14 protein-coding genes are annotated in these 17118 nt (G+C 50.3%); 12 read left to right on the top strand and 2 right to left on the bottom strand.

What is annotated here, in order from left to right; genetic code table 11:
* Nucleotides 1–56 precede the first annotated feature (56 nt).
* From ACE5KN_RS10150 to ACE5KN_RS10100, 11 genes are all read left to right on the top strand, one after another.
* A complete protein-coding gene (locus tag ACE5KN_RS10150) occupies nucleotides 57–254 on the top strand; it encodes a winged helix-turn-helix domain-containing protein (protein ID WP_375526512.1) in 198 nt (65 codons plus the stop codon).
* Entirely contained in the window at nucleotides 245–1324 is a 1080-nt protein-coding gene (locus ACE5KN_RS10145) for an AI-2E family transporter (protein ID WP_375526511.1), read from the top strand. The genes ACE5KN_RS10150 and ACE5KN_RS10145 overlap by 10 nt, the downstream gene beginning before the upstream one ends.
* Nucleotides 1309–1536, top strand: a complete 228-nt coding sequence (locus ACE5KN_RS10140) for a hypothetical protein (protein WP_375533075.1) — start codon at nucleotides 1309–1311, stop codon at nucleotides 1534–1536. The genes ACE5KN_RS10145 and ACE5KN_RS10140 overlap by 16 nt, the downstream gene beginning before the upstream one ends.
* A gap of 314 nt (nucleotides 1537–1850) precedes the next feature.
* Nucleotides 1851–2993, top strand: coding sequence for a metal ABC transporter substrate-binding protein (locus ACE5KN_RS10135; protein ID WP_375526509.1), 1143 nt, complete (start codon nucleotides 1851–1853; stop codon nucleotides 2991–2993).
* A gap of 58 nt (nucleotides 2994–3051) precedes the next feature.
* Complete coding sequence (rpsN, locus tag ACE5KN_RS10130; RefSeq protein ID WP_375526508.1) at nucleotides 3052–3321, top strand: 30S ribosomal protein S14; 270 nt, start codon at nucleotides 3052–3054, stop codon at nucleotides 3319–3321.
* A gap of 301 nt (nucleotides 3322–3622) precedes the next feature.
* A complete protein-coding gene (locus ACE5KN_RS10125) occupies nucleotides 3623–5440 on the top strand; it encodes a sensor histidine kinase (protein ID WP_375526507.1) in 1818 nt (605 codons plus the stop codon).
* Entirely contained in the window at nucleotides 5415–7007 is a 1593-nt protein-coding gene (locus ACE5KN_RS10120) for a response regulator (RefSeq protein ID WP_375526506.1), read from the top strand. Before ACE5KN_RS10125 ends, ACE5KN_RS10120 begins: the two co-directional genes overlap by 26 nt.
* Before the next feature lie 98 nt (nucleotides 7008–7105).
* Nucleotides 7106–8011: a carbohydrate ABC transporter permease gene (locus ACE5KN_RS10115; RefSeq protein ID WP_375526505.1), complete on the top strand. Its 906-nt coding sequence runs from the start codon at nucleotides 7106–7108 to the stop codon at nucleotides 8009–8011.
* A 6-nt stretch (nucleotides 8012–8017) separates the two neighbouring features.
* A complete protein-coding gene (locus tag ACE5KN_RS10110; RefSeq protein WP_375526504.1) occupies nucleotides 8018–8857 on the top strand; it encodes a carbohydrate ABC transporter permease in 840 nt (279 codons plus the stop codon).
* 88 nt (nucleotides 8858–8945) lie between these two features.
* Complete coding sequence (locus ACE5KN_RS10105; RefSeq protein ID WP_375526503.1) at nucleotides 8946–10301, top strand: ABC transporter substrate-binding protein; 1356 nt, start codon at nucleotides 8946–8948, stop codon at nucleotides 10299–10301.
* Nucleotides 10302–10349: 48 nt separating this feature from the next.
* Entirely contained in the window at nucleotides 10350–11993 is a 1644-nt protein-coding gene (locus tag ACE5KN_RS10100) for an MGH1-like glycoside hydrolase domain-containing protein (protein ID WP_375526502.1), read from the top strand.
* A gap of 63 nt (nucleotides 11994–12056) precedes the next feature.
* On the opposite strand, the gene ACE5KN_RS10095 is transcribed toward ACE5KN_RS10100, so the two are convergent.
* Nucleotides 12057–13676 carry a response regulator gene (locus ACE5KN_RS10095; RefSeq protein ID WP_375526501.1) on the bottom strand — a complete coding sequence of 540 codons (1620 nt, stop codon included), beginning with the start codon at nucleotides 13674–13676 and terminating at the stop codon, nucleotides 12057–12059.
* A 20-nt stretch (nucleotides 13677–13696) separates the two neighbouring features.
* Nucleotides 13697–15442: a sensor histidine kinase gene (locus ACE5KN_RS10090; protein WP_375526500.1), complete on the bottom strand. Its 1746-nt coding sequence runs from the start codon at nucleotides 15440–15442 to the stop codon at nucleotides 13697–13699.
* A 368-nt stretch (nucleotides 15443–15810) separates the two neighbouring features.
* Here ACE5KN_RS10090 and ACE5KN_RS10085 point away from each other — a divergent pair, with 368 nt between their 5' ends.
* Nucleotides 15811–17091, top strand: coding sequence for a sugar ABC transporter substrate-binding protein (locus ACE5KN_RS10085; protein ID WP_375526499.1), 1281 nt, complete (start codon nucleotides 15811–15813; stop codon nucleotides 17089–17091).
* Nucleotides 17092–17118: the final 27 nt, after the last annotated feature.

Raw genomic sequence — 17118 nt, 5'->3', positions numbered from 1 at the left:
ACGGCTTTTTTACGTTCTGGGCGAAAAAGTGCATCAGTACATAAAATGTTATTTATATGACTTGGCATGGTATACTAGGGGCGTTAGCGGCTTCCATTACCTGTAAGTGTATATATGAAACCGTATGGGGGGATCATTATGTTTACGAATATAGTACCATCATGGTACATATCAGCAGTCTGCGAGAGAAAAATGAACGGGATACACCTGAAAAAATAATACTTGATCCGTTGGAGGGAAGTCATTGCTTATAAAGAACAAAGTCCTGCGTTTTGCACTTTTCATCATCTTCGTGCTGTTAATCATTTATTTAGGCTCGAAGGTAAACTTTGTTTTTCAGCCATTGCTTTCATTGATTCAGGTTGTAGCTGTTCCGCTGCTGCTCGCGGTATTCTTCTACTACCTGATCAGGCCGCTTGTCAGGTATATGGCAAAATACAGGATCAATCGAACCGTTTCGATTCTGCTGATTTATTTGCTCTTCGCTCTTGCGCTGGTTTGGTTTAGCGCCAGCCAGTGGCCAAGGCTTCAGGAGCAATTGATCAGCTTTCTGAACAACATCCCGAACCTGTTCAATTCCTTGGGGGAGACAATCAACGAGCTGGAGCAAAGCGGATTTCTCTCTTCGCTGTTTCCGGAAGGCGCCAGCCCGCTGTCTTCGGTGACGGATTACTTGAATAAGGGGCTCACGCTTTTGACGAACTCTGTTGGAGGAGTTGTCTCATTTGTATCCAATTTCACGGTCGTGCTGTTCACTTTCCCGATTCTCCTGTTCTTTATGCTCAAGGAAGAGGGAAAGTTGGGACAGCGGATCACAGGGGCAGCGCCAACTCGTTTTCAGGACGATACCCGTTCCATCATTACAGAAATTGATCAAGTGCTGAGCGGGTTTATTATCGGGCGAGTGCTGATCAATCTGGCGTTAGGGGTGTTGATGTACTTCGGCTTTATTGTTATCGGTCTGCCGTACGCCTTTTTGCTGACAGCGGTAGCCGTGATTGCGAATTTTGTGCCTTTTATAGGAGCCATTCTGTCCGCGATCCCGATCATCATTGTCGGTCTGACACAGTCTCCGTCAACGGCTATATGGTCCCTTGTTATTATACTTGTAGCCCAGCAGATTCAAGATAACCTGATCGCCCCTTATGTGTTCGGGAAAAGCCTGGACATTCACCCGCTCACGACCATCATCCTTGTGCTGGCTGCCGGTGATATTGGGGGCATTATCGCGATGATCGTTGTTATTCCTCTGTATATGATCGTGAAGATCATTGCGGTGCGAGTCTTTAATTTATTCTTTAAGGAGAAGTGGATGCAGCTATAAGAAAGATGGTCTTACTGGATAACTGCTATTTATGGAAAAGAGATGATGGTGAAGCCATGAAATCAAATAAAAAGGAAGAACAAGAGCAGGGGGATTTATTAGTCTTTAAGGAACAGTTTTTTGATTTTTTTCTGTACTATTTACCTGAGTTTTCGCCAAAGGCCGAAGATAGGAAAGAGGGTGAAAAAACCTCGAAAAAAATGAGAAGTTAGGCTAACATCAGAGAAGCCGTGAGGAAAAAGTGCACTTTTGGTGCACAATTTGTTCTCACGGTTTTTTTGCGTTGAAAGCATAAATTTTTCAGGTGCCCGGAACTTCTGGTTGAATTGGCATTACTCAGTTTACAAATCGTAATTTTTACTATATTATGTTTTATTGTTAATGTGTAATAATTACGAATAAGGAAAGGGTGATTTAATCGTCCAAATGCGGTGCTATACCTGCTTATCGAAATTAACCGGTTATCAAATGTTTGTGTTTAGATTACATACCGGAAAATTATGAATTGAAGAGAGGGCCTAAGAAAATGAAATTTTGGAATCATAGTTTAACTGCGTTATCTTTGTCTGTAATGCTCGTCGCAGCCGGATGCGGCTCGAATACAAGTTCGGAGGGTAATAACAGCGCTGGAAACAACAGTTCGTCCACCTCAACTGAAGCATCCGCAACTGTAGAAGCGACAAAAAAGCTGGAGATCAGGACGAGCTTTTATCCCATGTACGAATTTACACGCCATGTAGCGGGAGATCTGGCTAATGTGGAAAATCTTGTCCCCGCAGGCACAGAGCCACATGATTGGGAGCCGACTGCACAGGATATGGCCGCCATTACTGATGCCGATGTGCTCGTGTACAGCGGTGGTGGCATGGAAAGCTGGGCAGAACAGGTTCTTGACAGCGCCACTGGCTCCGGGCTTAAGGCCATTGAAGCCAGCCAAGGGATCGAGCTAATGGATGGTGCGGAGGAAGGGCATGAGCATGGCGAAGAGTCTCATGAAGAGAGTGAACACGCTCACGAACATGCACATGAAGACGAGGGGCACACTCATGATGAAGGTGCACATGAAGCTGAGGAACATACTCATGATGAACATGGGCATGAAGCTGAGAACCACGCAGAAAGCGGTCATCACCATGACCATGGAGGCTTGGACCCGCACGTATGGCTGTCGCCGGCACTGGCGATTCAGGAGGTTCGCAACATTGAAAAGGGACTGTCCGAAGCGGCTCCGGAATATAAAGACCAGTTCAAAGCCAATGCTGATGCTTATGTAGCCGAGCTTGAAACGCTCGACAAGGATTTTGCAGCAGCCTTGAAGGACAGCAAGCGCAAGGATTTCATCACACAGCATGCCGCCTTTGGTTATCTTGCGAAACAGTACGGACTGACCCAAGTTCCGATCGCCGGACTTTCACCTGACCAGGAGCCATCGCCTTCACGGATGGCTGACATCGTCAAGTTCGCGAAGGAGCATAACGTGAAGACGATCTTTTTCGAGACATTGGTGTCTTCCAAAGTGGCTGATACGATAGCTAACGAGATCGGAGCCAAATCCGCGGTTCTGAATCCGATTGAAGGTTTATCTGAAGAAGAGCTTGCAGACGGGCTTGATTATATTAAAGTCATGCGTCAGAATCTTGAGGCTTTAAAGGCGGCGTTAAACGAATAATGCCATGAAATGATGTATGGCCCACGCACCCAATATACTACCAAAGGAGGAAGAAGATATGGCCAAAAAATCGAAGGTTGTTAAAGAGTTGAAGCGACAGGCATTAGCGGCAAAGTACGCTGCGAAGCGGAGAGAGCTGAAAGAAAAAGGAGACTATGCGGCTTTGCAAAAGCTGCCCCGCGATTCATCACCTGTTCGTCTGCATAACCGCTGTTCGGTTACGGGCCGGCCACGGGGATATATCAGCAAATTCAAGGTATCCCGGATCGTATTTCGCGAGCTGGCACACAGCGGGCAGATCCCTGGCGTTAAAAAGGCAAGCTGGTAATTTTTTATCCCCTCTCGTTGGCAATTTTGAGCAGAAAGGGCAACGCAGCTTTTTGACACAGTATAATCATCTTGGCCTGACGACTCGCTATGATCAATTGGCGATTAGTCAAGGCCTTTTTTTGCGTACCTCCCATTTATGTTATGGGTGAGGGTTGAAGGCATCATTTGTCATGGTATACTATGGGCGTCGCCAGCATGAGTACCCCCCTTTTTTCGATAGACAGGTAAGTCAATCATTTTTCGACGCCAAGACTTCCAAGTCAAGGCGTTCCTTTAAAGCCGACGAGGGAGTGACCCGCATGCTGTATTCTCTTAAAAGCCGCCTGATCACGGCGTTCGTGTTGCTGTTTGTGCTGTCTTTCTATGTCATGACACTGCTGTTGTTCAATGAATCACGCTCTATTATCCGCTCCTATCTTGAGTCTTCGGCACTGGAAAAAATGGACGAATACGGCTCGTTCATCGATATGGCCCAGGCGCAAATGTATGATTTCTCCTCGCTCGTCTTCAACAGCGAGCTGACGCACCAGTGGGAGCTGGCCATGGCCGATCCGACGCTGTCGCCAGGCGAGAAAAGTCTCGCGAACCTCAACTTCAGCCGCTTTCTGACACAGACGACAAACAATTATTCGATCATCTCCTCCGTATTTCTTTACCGGGATGATGGGCTGCGAATCGGCATGAACAACGAGGTGGTCAACGATCCTTCCTTTAAAGAGGAGGCGTGGTACCGGGATTTCAAGGAGCGCAGCATTCGCTGGGTGCCTGCCCATCTCGACCGGTATTCGCAACAGTATAATAACAAGTCTGTCATCAGCCTGCTGATGCCGATCGGGCATTTCGAGCCGTCTCTTGCCAAAACCGTAATGAAGGTGAATATTAGCTCCTCCTATTTGCTGGACCCGCTGAACCGGATTCATCTGGGAGAGAACGGCACGATCTTTCTCGTGAATGAGCTTCTGCAGCCGATGCTGTCCCAGAAGGAATACAGCATGCATGCAGACATGCTGGGCAAGGTAAGGGAACTGCGCGTCGGAACGAACAAGCAGGGCGTGGAGTATACCCCCGGGCAGGAGAAAGGAGACGAAATCCTGGTATATAAAAGGCTAGTCCGCACCGACTGGATGCTGGTAGGCTTCGTCTCGGAAGCGGATCTATACGGCCAGCTCTTCAAGCTGCGGGACAGTATGATGACGTTCGCGGTTATTCTGCTGCTTGTGTCCGTCCTCATCGCTATCTGGCTGTCGCACGGGTTTACGAGGCCGCTGTCACGTCTTGTGTCGGCTATGCACCACGTCCAGCACGGCGATTTCGCGGGCGCCGAAGCCAAGATCCCCGCTGGCAGCAATGTGCGCAATGAGGTTGGTTTTGTCACCTCAACGTTCCGTAACATGGTCGGCCAGCTTCGCAGCCACATCAAAACCGAGTTCGAGCTGAAGCTGTTGCGCCAGCAGGCGGAATACAAGACACTGCTTATGCAGATCAATCCGCATTTCCTGTTTAACACGCTGGAGCTGATGAGCTCCCTAGCGATGCAGCAGCGGACGGATGATACGGTGCAGGTGATTGAATCGCTTGGCAAAATGCTGCGCTTCTCACTCCGCATTAACGACGATGTAATCCGGCTCGCAGAGGAACTGAAATATGTAAGGGATTATATGTCCATCCTCGAAGTCCGCTTCGGGGACAAACTGCACCTGACCATGGAGGTGGATGAAGGATTGGAAGATGCCATGATCATTAAATTTATTCTTCAACCTTTAATTGAAAACGCTGTCAAGTACAGCTTCCGTCAATCGCCTGAAGCCTATGTAAATATCCGGGTGCAGAGAGAGAAAGACCGCGTCCGGCTGTCGGTCGCTGATCATGGACCGGGCATGCCTGCAGAGCTGCTGCGCAAGCTGACTGACCAGGCTGCCTATGCCCAGCTTGACCATATCCTTGCCAGCCGCAGCCGGGAGATCGGACTTGGCAACGTACTTGCCCGCTGCAGATTGTATTATGGAAAGCTGTTTGGACTGCGGATTGAATCGGTTGCCGGAGAAGGGACCATCATTGAACTTATATTGCCATTCCGGGAGGAGATTGCGCATGTATCGAGTGTTGATCGTGGATGATGAGCCGGAAATCCGCCAGGGCCTAAAGCTGAAAATAAATTGGGAGCAGCTTGGCCTGACGATTGCCGGGGAAGCGAGGAATGGTGCCGAAGCGATGGAGAAGCTTGCCACTGAGGCATTTGATATCGTCATCACTGACATGAATATGCCGCTCATGAACGGCGTTTCCCTGCTGAAGGCATGCCGTGAGCAGCACCCAGAGCTGCGGTTGCTCATCATTACAGGCTACGAGGATATTCATTATGCGAAGGCCGCCGTCCGGCACCAGGCCAGAGATTATTTGCTCAAGCCTGTTGCCAGAACCGAGCTGACCGAGGCGTTGACTCGACTGTGTCAAGAGCTTGACGCTGAACGGGTTGAGCAGGATCAGGCATCAATCATGCAATGGAGAATGTCACAATACTACATGGAGATGAAAGAACATTTCATCGTGCATCTTGTTAAGGAGAAACTTGGTCAGGAGCGCGATATGCTGGAGCGGGCCAGGCTGTTCCGGTTGGATGACTGGGATGCCCGCGCTGTCCGTTTCCTGACTGCCGGACTTCGGGAGCGGTCATCCGGCCAGGATGGGCAAGAATCCGTACGCACTCCAGAGAAGCTCCGTCTGCCGTTCGAGCTCGTCTGTCGCGAAAACGTGAACACTTATGCAGAAGCGGCGTGCGTGTTTCGCGATCCAAACTTTCCGGGATTGATGCACATTGTATCGACGCTGGACGACAAACAGCTCGCCTCTCTGACATGCATGCTGAAGAGAAGTGTTTTCTCTTACATCGGTTATGAGCCGTTTGTAGGCATTGGTCATTCCGTCGTTGGATTCAAGCAATGGGGTGAGGGGTATCTGTCTGCGCTGCTCACGTGGAATTTGTCAGACAGAGGAATGCCCGAAGCGCCACGAGGGGCAGCGGAGGGACAAGCGGCGTTGTCGGAGGATACGGTTAAAATTCTCCGCAGCTATCTACAGCGGGGAGAATTGTCTTCGTTTGAAGAGGCGATGTGGCGAGAGCTGGCTGAAGCGCTCGATATTTCCCGTTCACGGTTCATCAAAGTCATTTTTCAGCTTTATCTGATGCTGGAAACACTCGCGCATGCTTCCCGTGTACATCTGGATGGCAGCGAAAAGCTGTGGCTTCGTCCCGAGATGGTGCTCGGGCTTGAGTCGGTCCGCAAAGCGGCAACATTTTTGCAACGGATAGCAGCACATGTGGTTGAGGGCCAACCATCAGCTGAAGGGAGGGGCGAGCCGTCGCTTATGGAAGCGGTACAGCACTACATAGACGATAACTACATGTACGACCTGAATTTAACGATGATCTCCGAACGGTTTAACTACAATCCGTCGTACTTTTCCGAGATGTTCAAAGCAAAAGCTGGCAAGACGTTCATTCAATACTTGACCGACATCCGTATGGTGCATGCCACCCGCCTGCTGAAGGAGACGAAGCTGGGCTTGTGGGAAATTGCGGAGCTGACAGGCTTCTCCAATGCGAGCTATTTCAGCACCAAGTTCAAGCGCATGTACGGCATGAACCCATCGGAGTACCGCCAAGCGACAACCCGAAAAAATTAAGAGCGAAGACCCGAAGAAATAGAATTCCGGCGCATGCGTATCACGGGTATGCTAAACCTATACCACTACTATTCGCCCATAAGGAGGGTGTACACCGCATGCGCAAACTGCCAAGAGCACGGGACAATCTGACCGCGTATACGTTTTTGCTGCCATGGCTGATCGGCTTTTTCTGCCTGACACTTGGTCCCATGCTCGCTTCCTTGTACCTGTCGATGACCCGGTTCAATCTGTTCAGTCCGCCTGTCTGGATCGGGTTGGATAACTATGTCACGATTTTCACCGAAGACAGCACGTTCACCGCCTCGCTTGCCGTCACCTTCAAATACGTATTCCTGTCGGTTCCGCTGCGGCTGATCTTCGCGCTGCTTGTAGCGATGGCGCTGAACAAAGGCATCAGGGCGCTCGGCTTTTACCGTACGGTTTATTATCTGCCATCCCTGCTCGGAGGAAGCGTCGCCATTGCGATCGTATGGCGGCAATTGTTTGAAGGAACCGGGGTCGTCAACCGGCTGCTGGCCGGACTGGGCATCGAAGGGCCATCCTGGATATCCCATCCCGATTACGTCGTCTACACGATCGTGACACTGTCTGTCTGGCAGTTCGGCTCGGCGATGGTCATTTTCCTGGCTGGCTTAAAGCAAATCCCGGCCGATCTGTACGAGGCGTCACAGGTGGACGGGGCGGGCAAAATGCGGCAGTTTTTCCGGATTACGCTCCCACTGCTGTCACCGGTCATTTTCTTCAATCTCATTATGAGCATCATCAACTCGTTTCAGGCGTTTACGCCTGCCTTCATGATCGGGGACGGACGCGGCGGCCCGCTGGATGCAACGATGTTTTACACGCTTTACCTGTATTTGAAGGGCTTCTCCTTCTTCGACATGGGTTACGCTTCCGCACTGGCCTGGATTATGCTCATCATTATCGGAATATTCACCGCTATCGTGTTCAGCACCTCAAAATATTGGGTGTTCTACGGCGATGGCAGAGAAGGGAGGTAACGTGCCATGACGAGCAGGCAAAATCTGACCCGGTTGGGCAGACATGTCGTGATCATCCTGATCGGCATCGGCATGCTGTATCCGGTCCTCTGGCTCATTTCCAGCTCCTTCAAGCCGAATACGATGATTTTCACAAATACGGGACTTTGGCCAACACAGTTCACGCTCGACAATTACATCAATGGCTGGCGGGGACTTAACGGTGTATCCTTCGGGCGTTTTTTCATGAACTCGGCACTGATCTCAGTTATGAGTGTGCTCGGAAATGTCATCACCTGTTCGTTCGCGGCTTTCGCCTTCGGACGGCTCGAATTTCGGTTCAAGAAGCTGTGGTTCTCGCTTATGCTGGTAACGATTATGCTGCCTTACCACGTTACACTCGTGCCTCAGTACATGATCTACAATGAGTTTCAATGGATCAACACTTATTATCCGCTGATCCTGCCCAAATGGCTGGCGCATGATTCCTTTTTCATCCTATTGATGGTGCAGTTCATTCGCGGCATTCCGCGCGAGCTGGATGAGAGCGCGACGATCGACGGCTGCAGCCAGCGGCAAATATATTTGCGGATTATGCTGCCGCTGCTTGTACCCGCGCTTATTACGACGGCGATTTTTACATTCATCTGGTCATGGGACGATTTCTTCAGTCAAATGATCTACCTGAGCGATATCCGGCTCTTCACTGTACAGCTTGGCATCCGCTCCTTGTTCGACCCTTCCGGCCAGTCTGACTGGGGCGCTCTGCTGGCGATGTCCGCACTGTCACTGCTGCCGATCACGGCGGTCTTCCTCCTGTTCCAAAAGTACTTTCTGGAAGGGATTGCGACAACAGGCTTGAAATGAAAGTTGCTCAAAATGAGAAGTAAACGGTCTGGCAAAACGTAATTGTAAGCGCTTTATACCAATACAAAAAACAGAGGTGAGCAGTTGCATGAAAAAAACAATGTTGGCATTCACATTGGCTCTTCTGATGACAGTACTGGCGGCATGCTCGGGAGGAACGAGCGGCGGACCGCCCGGGGGAGCAGACGCTAACAGCGGAACGGCGAATACCGGATCAGCCCCCGAAGGTGATGGCGCAGCAGCCGGGCAGGTTGAGCTCCGCGTGATGTGGTGGGGCGATCAAGCCCGTGCTGACCGTACGAATGAGGCACTCAAGCTGTTTATGGAGAAAAATCCCGACATTAAGGTAATCGGGGAATTCGCGCCGAACTCCGGTTATTTCGATAAGCTGAATACGCAACTTGCATCAGGCACGGCAGCGGACGTTTTCTTTCTCGGCGGCAATGTTGTCGATTATGCAAAGAAGGGCGTGCTGCTGGATCTTGGCCCTTACGTCGGCAAGGAGCTCGACCTGAAGGATGTGGATAAAGCCATGGTGGAATACGGCACATTTGACGGCAAGCTGCAGCATATCTCGGCAGGCGCCAACGCCAGAGGCATCATCATCAATACGTCGATGTTCGAGAAAGCGGGCATTCCTGTTCCGCAGGACGGCTGGACATGGGACGACTATGCGGCGGTCAGCAAGCAAATTTCCGATAAGCTTGGCAAAGGTTATTATGGCACATATAACTTCACCTTCGACGGCATGGATATTTACTTAAAGCAGCACGGAAAACAGCTGTACGATATGCCGAACAACCAGCTAGGCTACACGGAAGCGGATATTCGTCCATGGTTTGATTTCTGGCAAAAGACTGCCGAAGCTGGCGGCGTTGCCACACCGGAGCTGCAGGTATCCAATCCGCCGACCGATACGGGCAAGTCGCTGATCATTACAGGCAAGGTCGCAATGACGCTGGCCGCCTCCAACCAGCTTGCCGCGATGCAGGGCATGACACAGGATAAGCTGACACTCGTGCAGGTGCCGCGGGGCCAGAAGGGAACCGGCGTTGTGTTCGAATCCAGCCAGGGCATGTCCGGTTATGCCAAAACCGGGCATCCGGCTGAGGTCGCCCGGCTGATGAGCTTCTGGGTCAATGATCCGGATGCGGCGAAGATCCTTGGCAACGACCGCGGCGTACCGGTAACGGCTGCCAACCGCAAGCTGCTCGAAAGCGATGCGAACGAGGTGGACAGCATCATTTACGACTATACGAGCAGGGTTTCCAAGCAGGCCGAGAGCGAACCGTTTGCGGTCAGTTACAATCTGCCGGGATTTTCCGAATTTTCAAAGCTGGCGGAGACGACCATTCAGGAAATTGGCTTTGGCAAGAAAACAGTCGAGCAGGCAGTCGCCGATTTTTATAGCGGGACGGTCAAAATTTTCGAAAGTAATAAATAACTGACGTTCTTGCGCCGGGGAACCGGTAACAAACGAGGAGGAAATCGGATGAGAGAGCAGTTGCTGAAACGGCTGCGCAGTATAGACATGGCCCAAAAGGTCGGCCCAATGAAGAAGGAGTCGGATGCCGCCGTTCTGGCTGAATGGGAGCGGTCCGGCGTACGGTTCGCGTCAACAGGCCGGCTGGAAACGGTGTACTACCATGCGCTCGGAAAGCTGCTGGATTGTATCGTTCCGACCGGCGGCTCGCAGCCGATATTGCATGAGGGCGGTGTTTACCTTGGCTGCTGGCTGGAAAGCACGGGCACGATTAATGCCGAACTGCTGGCACGGTTCATACCATCGGTATCGGAGGCGACATACCGCGCTTTTGCGGTTCACCAGCGCGAGGACGGGTTGTTGCCCTATAAGGTAACGGCAGACGGTCCGATGTTTCGCCAAATTCAAATGGTCACGCCGCTGGCCCGCAGCGTCTGGAATTATGATGCGCTGCATGGCCGGAACGACGATTTCCTGCGCACGATGTATTCCGCGATGAGCAGGCATGACCAGTGGCTGGCCGAAAACCGGGATACCCGCGGTACAGGTGGTGTCGAGGCGTTCTGCACGTTTGATACCGGCCATGATCTGTCACCGCGATTCTGGCATGTGCCGGATACGCCGCATCTTGGGGATCCGGCGCGCTGTTACCCTGACTCCCCGCTTCTTCCATTCATCGCGCCGGATTTAACGGCCAACGTTTACTGCCAGCGCACCTATTTGGCCCGGATCGCCGCAACGCTTGGCGAGAACGGAGAAGAATGGCGTGTTAAAGCGGAGGAGAGCCTGCAAAGCTTGTTTACGCAGTGCTTCGATACCGAGGACTACTTTTTCTATGACCGGGACCGACATGACCGGTTTGTCCGCGTACAGTCCGATGTGCTGCTGCGTGTAATGGCATGTGAGGTCGGTGACCGGGCATTTTTCGATACGATGCTGCAGAAGTATTTGCTGAACACACGTAAATTTTTTGCCAAATATCCGTTTACCTCCATGGCGATGGACGATCCGCGCTTCGACCCGTTCTCCAGCTATAACAGCTGGAGCGGCCCGTCCAACTTTTTAAGCCTGATCCGCGCTCCGCACGCCTTCGAGCATCATGACCGGCATGTGGAGCTGACGTGGGTCATGTTCCCGATCCTGGCTGCGATAGCCAAAATGAAGCGTTTCGCACAGTGCTTAAGCCCATGGACCGGGGAGGAAGGCTTTACGGAAGCATACTCGCCAGCAATCCTGTGCGTGCTGGATTACGTTGAAAGGCTGTGCGGCATTATGCCGACTCCTGACGGCGAGCTGTGGTTTACCGGTCTGGTGCCATATGATTTCGACCACGGTGAAGAGATCGCACCGTATACGGCTTATGCACGCAGCGTTGACGGAGCAGTATTTGAGCTGATTAACCTGCCGGAGAGCAGCGAAGTTTTGCGCGGCGGGGAAAGCTATGCTCGCTTTCCGGCAGGAGTGCGGCTGATTACAGACCGAAGCGGTAAGCTGAAGGGAGTGCTCGGAATGAGTGCAAGAACGGTTGAAGGAAGCATTTTATACCAAGGCGCAGAGCTGGAGTTCTCCGTCAAGGGCAACGAATTGCTTGAACTCCAGGAAGGGACTCTTCGCCGGAAACATGATATCGGGCTGGTTTATCCAACGTACTGATCATCAATATTCAGGAGGGATTGCTGAGACAAGCTGCTGTAAGTTAGGCATACACAAAATTTATCACGGCCCTATTTGTTCTGCGGAACGGTATTCCGAAGGAGTCTGGCCTGTACGCTTTTTAAAGCTGGCGCTGAAATAGTACGGGTTGGCGTAGCCGACTTTTTCGCTGATTTCCATAATTTTTAGCTGGGTACAGGAGAGCAGCTCCCGGGCTTTTTGAATCCGAACGGTGGTGATGAAATCGGATATCGTGTGCCCTTTAACCTTTTTGAATAGAACGCCCAGGTAATTTGCACTAATGTTTAAATGGGATGAAATGTCATGAATGCTCATGTCCGCGTTCATATAGTGGTCTTCGATGTAACTTACAACCTGGCCTGCAATTTGGTTGTGCTGGGACTGTACGGACTCTTGCAGCTGGCTGCAGCATTCCGCGCAAATATCATACAACCGGTCGCATATTTGTGCACAGGTCTGGAACTGATCCAGATCCGCGAACATGCTCTTTATGCTGTTCTGCAACTGTGCCGTATCTACTTCCGTATCGTAGAGAAAGCGGTTGAGCCGGGCCAGCATGGAGTATATGCAAGCAATGATGCCATTTTTATCGATATAATGGTCCACAAGCTCAACCGCTAAAGAGTCCGTGAACTGCCTTAAGCCGGATAAATCCTTCTGCGAAATCAACCGGACGAGCCGTTCTTCGTCACCTGCCGTGCCTGCTGTGAAAAAAGCAGACCTGGTACGGTTTCTGCGTATGTCATGGATGTTAAAAATATGTCCTTCCCCGAATATGAACCGGTATCCCGTCGCATTTTTAGCATTGCGGTAAGAGGTGGATACCTGCCAGACGCACGGCACAATATCACCAATTCCGATGGTAAGGGATAGGGGAGAGGAGGCATGCTTGTCGAGAATGTCCGAAAACTGCTTATAAACTGACGAATAGAAGCTGTCATCGGTGCCAGTTTTGTTCCCCAAAATCACCATCAGGTTATTCCCCTGGGTTAACGTATAAGATAGCCCATACCGGGAAAACGACCGCTCCACTTCAGCCGCAAGGCTCATGACAAGCACATGATAGCGTTCAATTCCGAACATGTTCTTGGCCTCGATGAAATTGTCTATTTGAATAACGGCACAAATATATTCATCCTCATCGATGTCGAGGCCCATATATGCCGCCTGATCGGCAAGAAAAAACTCGGCATCATCGGGACTGGTTTCAAGCAGCTCGCTATAAAATTTGCGGATCATGGCCGGACGGCTCTGCTGCAGCTGCTGCAAAATCATTTTTTCCTGCTCCGATTCTTTCAGCACCCTGGCGGCAACCTGCTGCAAGTAGGCGTAATCAACCGGCTTTTCCACATAATCGCATACTCCGATCCGGATCGCTTCTTTTGCAAATTCAAAATCGTCGTATGCGCTGATCAGTATGATTTTGGTGTAAGGCTTGCTGCCAAGGACAGCCTTGGACAAGTCCAGCCCGTTCATTCCCGGCATGCAAATATCGGATATGATAAGGTCGATCTCCATCGTATGAATCTTGTCTGCCACCTCTGAAGCATTGGTCGTTATATAGCTCACCTCAGCTCCCAGTTCATGCCAATCGATATTTTTATAAATGCCTTCCACTGAAAGCTCATTATCGTCTACAATGATTACTTTTTTTGTGTCCATGGAACCCAATCTCCTCTGCTCTAGAATTCTTCATCATCAGGCAGCATCTGTTGAAAAAAGACGCTCACCGTTGTACCGTGCCCCTCCGCACTGTCTATGTGTAAACCGCTTCGCCCATTGGAATAGAGGGACAGCCTTTTGTGTACGTTATTGATTCCGTAGTATCGTTTGGTATCGGCGTTTTTTCGCCCCAGAGAGGTGCGGATATCGGCAAGTTTCGCTGCCGGCATACCGGTTCCATTGTCCCGGACGCTGATGATCATATCCTCATCCCCGTATTCGACGGAAATTTGAATATCTAATACCTCTCCACTGCGCAGACCATGCCGGATGCTGTTCTCGATCAGAGGCTGCAGGGTAAATTTGGGGATCAGAAAATGCTCTGATTGCTCCGCTTGTACAATATTCCATGTCAATGACCGGCTGTGGTTGACCTTCTCCAATTCAAGATATAATACCGCGATTTCGAGCTCATCCCGGATTGTAATGAGTTCGTCGCCCTTCTTCAGGATAAGTCTGTAAAACTTGGCGAGCCTCGTGATCATAGCATTCGCTTCATCAATCCTCCCCAGAGACTGACAGGTCTTGATCGACTCCAGAATGTTATACAGAAAATGGGGGTTGATTTTCGACTGCAGGAGCTGAAACTTGAGCTTCTCCTCCTGCAAATTCATGACCAGCATCGTACGGAAATTGTCATTTATCCTATGAATCATGGAATTGAAAACAAGAGACAGCTGGTCCAGCTCATCCAGATAAGCCTTCTCTGTGGATACAGGCATATGCAATTCCAGAATCTGATGATGAGTGTCATTGAGTCGAAAGGATGACATCACTTTGGCCATTCTCCTCACTTTGCTGCTCAGGCTGTTGGAAATGAAGAGGCTGGCGAACAATGCAATCATGACCACAAGCAAAATCATGACCAGCAAAATATTAACCAGCACATTGGTATGGTGCCGAATGTACGTGTCCGGAACTTCAGTAATGACATACCAGCCTGAAATGTCGTTATGGTGGATAATCAGCTGGGTTTTGTTGAAGGAAACCGGTGAGCTGGGATTGTTCAGCACCGTGTGCATCATGTCCGTCCCGATCATTGTACCCAGCTTGGTGAGATCCGGGTGGGATACGATATATCCACTGCTGTCCACAATGTAGGTCTGCACCGACGGATCCGGACTGCTGTCAGCGAGCAGCCTGGCGATTTCCCGCTCATCAATATCGATGAAATAGACGTACTCCAGCTGGCTGCTGGCCTTTTTTTTGAATGCATTGAATACGGACAGATAATCGCGGGAAGCCGTGGAGCCCGATTTAACAAACGGTTCCCGCTGCCCGGGAAACAGCCGCCATTGCATGCGGTTTAATTGCTGCTGCAAATCTGCCTGGGACAACCCACGGCCGGACAGCTCATCCAGCTTAAAAAAGTTAATGCCCTGATTGCTGAACAGTAAATCAGGCCGGGTGTAAACATTAATGTTCACGAAATGAAACGTATAGTTCAAATTGGAAATATTGTTTTTAATATAGCTGTATTTGTCCAGTTGGCTGGTAATGGAGTGGCTTGGCTCAAGCACCAGCGTGTACATGTAATATTGCATTGCGTTTGCGGCGTATTCCATCTGCTCAAAACGATTGGCGAGTGAAGAATTCAGCTGATTGCTGGAATAGGTTACGGACTCCAGTATGCCATCCCTGGCAATTTTGAAAGACAGCTGGTAAGAGAGCAGACTGATCACTACAAGAGGGATGATGGCAATCAAGAAAAAACCGAATATGAGCTTGTTCCGGAAACTGCTGAAATGAAAACGGAGAAATTTGTGCATTTTCGATATCAGGAGCAAAGAGACCACCACCGAAGTCATAATTAAACTGCAAACGCTTACAATCAGGGATTAGTCATGCTTCGAAATCATTGTAAACGGTTATATCATAAACATTTTGCTTTGACAATGTCCCTGAAACCTTTTGCTTGTCCAATCCCCCAGCTTTAAGCAGCCCCGATCCGAGTTCGTGAAATTTTATATTTTCTGCAAGGATAATTGTATTTAACCGCTTTCATTTGAAATCTATAATGGGTACTGTACAGCCGGCCGGCTCATCAAGACAAGAAAAGGGGAGACTTCTGCAGATGAACAAACCTAAGCGAAAATTCGTAATCTCCATTCTGGCTTGCATATCACTGCTCTCGTTATCGCTTGCAGGCTGCGGAGGCGCTGATTCGTCGCAGGGCAAGCCGCAAGGCACAGATCAAGGGGGCAGCGCCAGCCCAAGCATCACATTGATGACCAATGATTCAACTCAGGCGGGGTGGGCTGCTTATCAGAAAAAAATAGAGGATGCAACGGGCGTGAAGATCAATGTAGTCGCCACCCCGACCAATCCGGATGATATGGTGGCCAAGATGACCACGATCCTGTCATCAGGCGACAATACGATCGATGTAATGCACACCAACGACGAGCTGATCACGGCCTTCTCCAGAGCCGGTTATTTGGAGCCGCTGGAGCAGGACGTCATGACACCTGAAGTCGTGTCCAATTTCTCGGAGCAGTACGTTAAGGACATGATCACGTATAACGGCAGTATTTTCTCGGTGCCGAGCTATATGGAGGTTTTGGCGTTCTGGGTCAATCATGAAAAGCTGAAGGAAGCGGGGATGGACGTTCCGACAAATAAAGAGCAATTTCTCGCGTTTGCCAAGGCGGTGACGAAAGGGGATGTATACGGTTACGGAGGAGCGTGGGAAAAGAGCTATGTCTTTAACGAGATCGGAACCTTCGTCAACCTGTTCGGCGGCGACTATTATGACTGGAGTAATCCGAAAACGCGGGAAGCTCTTCAATTCATGCATGATCTCGCACAAAAGGATAAAGTAACTCCGCTCTCGCAGCTCGCAGACATTTATGACCCGATGATCCAGAAGTTTATCGACGGCAAGTATGGCATGCTGTTTATGTATACGGGGGCCATTCCCACCTTTCAGAAGTCCGGCAAATACGGCCCGGAACAGCTTGACATCGTGCCCATGCCGAAATTTGAAACCAATGACGCCTTTATGGCTTCCTGGCACTATGTGCTGAACAAATCCTCGGAGAAGAAAGAAGCGGCCAAGAAGGTTCTCTCCTATGTTGCCAGTAAAGAGGGGCAGATTGCTTACAGTGAAATGTCCGGCAGACTGCCGGCCAGGCTTGATGTGATCAATGATCCTGCCTTTAAAGGCGAGGGGGTCGATAAGGTGAGGGAATATATTAAAACCAGTAACCTCCGCGGCAGACCCATTGTTCCGCAATCCATGGAATTTATCAATAGCATCGGCTCCATCTTCCAAAAATACGTTTCCGATGAAATCAGTCTGGACGAAGCCGCAGCGCAGGCCAACAAGGAAATTGAGCGGCTCGGCATTAAATAACCCGGATGATTCGGAACCGGCAACCAT

Source organism: Paenibacillus terreus, from assembly GCF_042138595.1.
GTDB lineage: Bacteria > Bacillota > Bacilli > Paenibacillales > Paenibacillaceae > Paenibacillus > Paenibacillus terreus.
The sequence above is the reverse complement of the archived record's forward strand: the minus strand, read 5'-3'. Positions and strand labels throughout refer to the sequence as shown.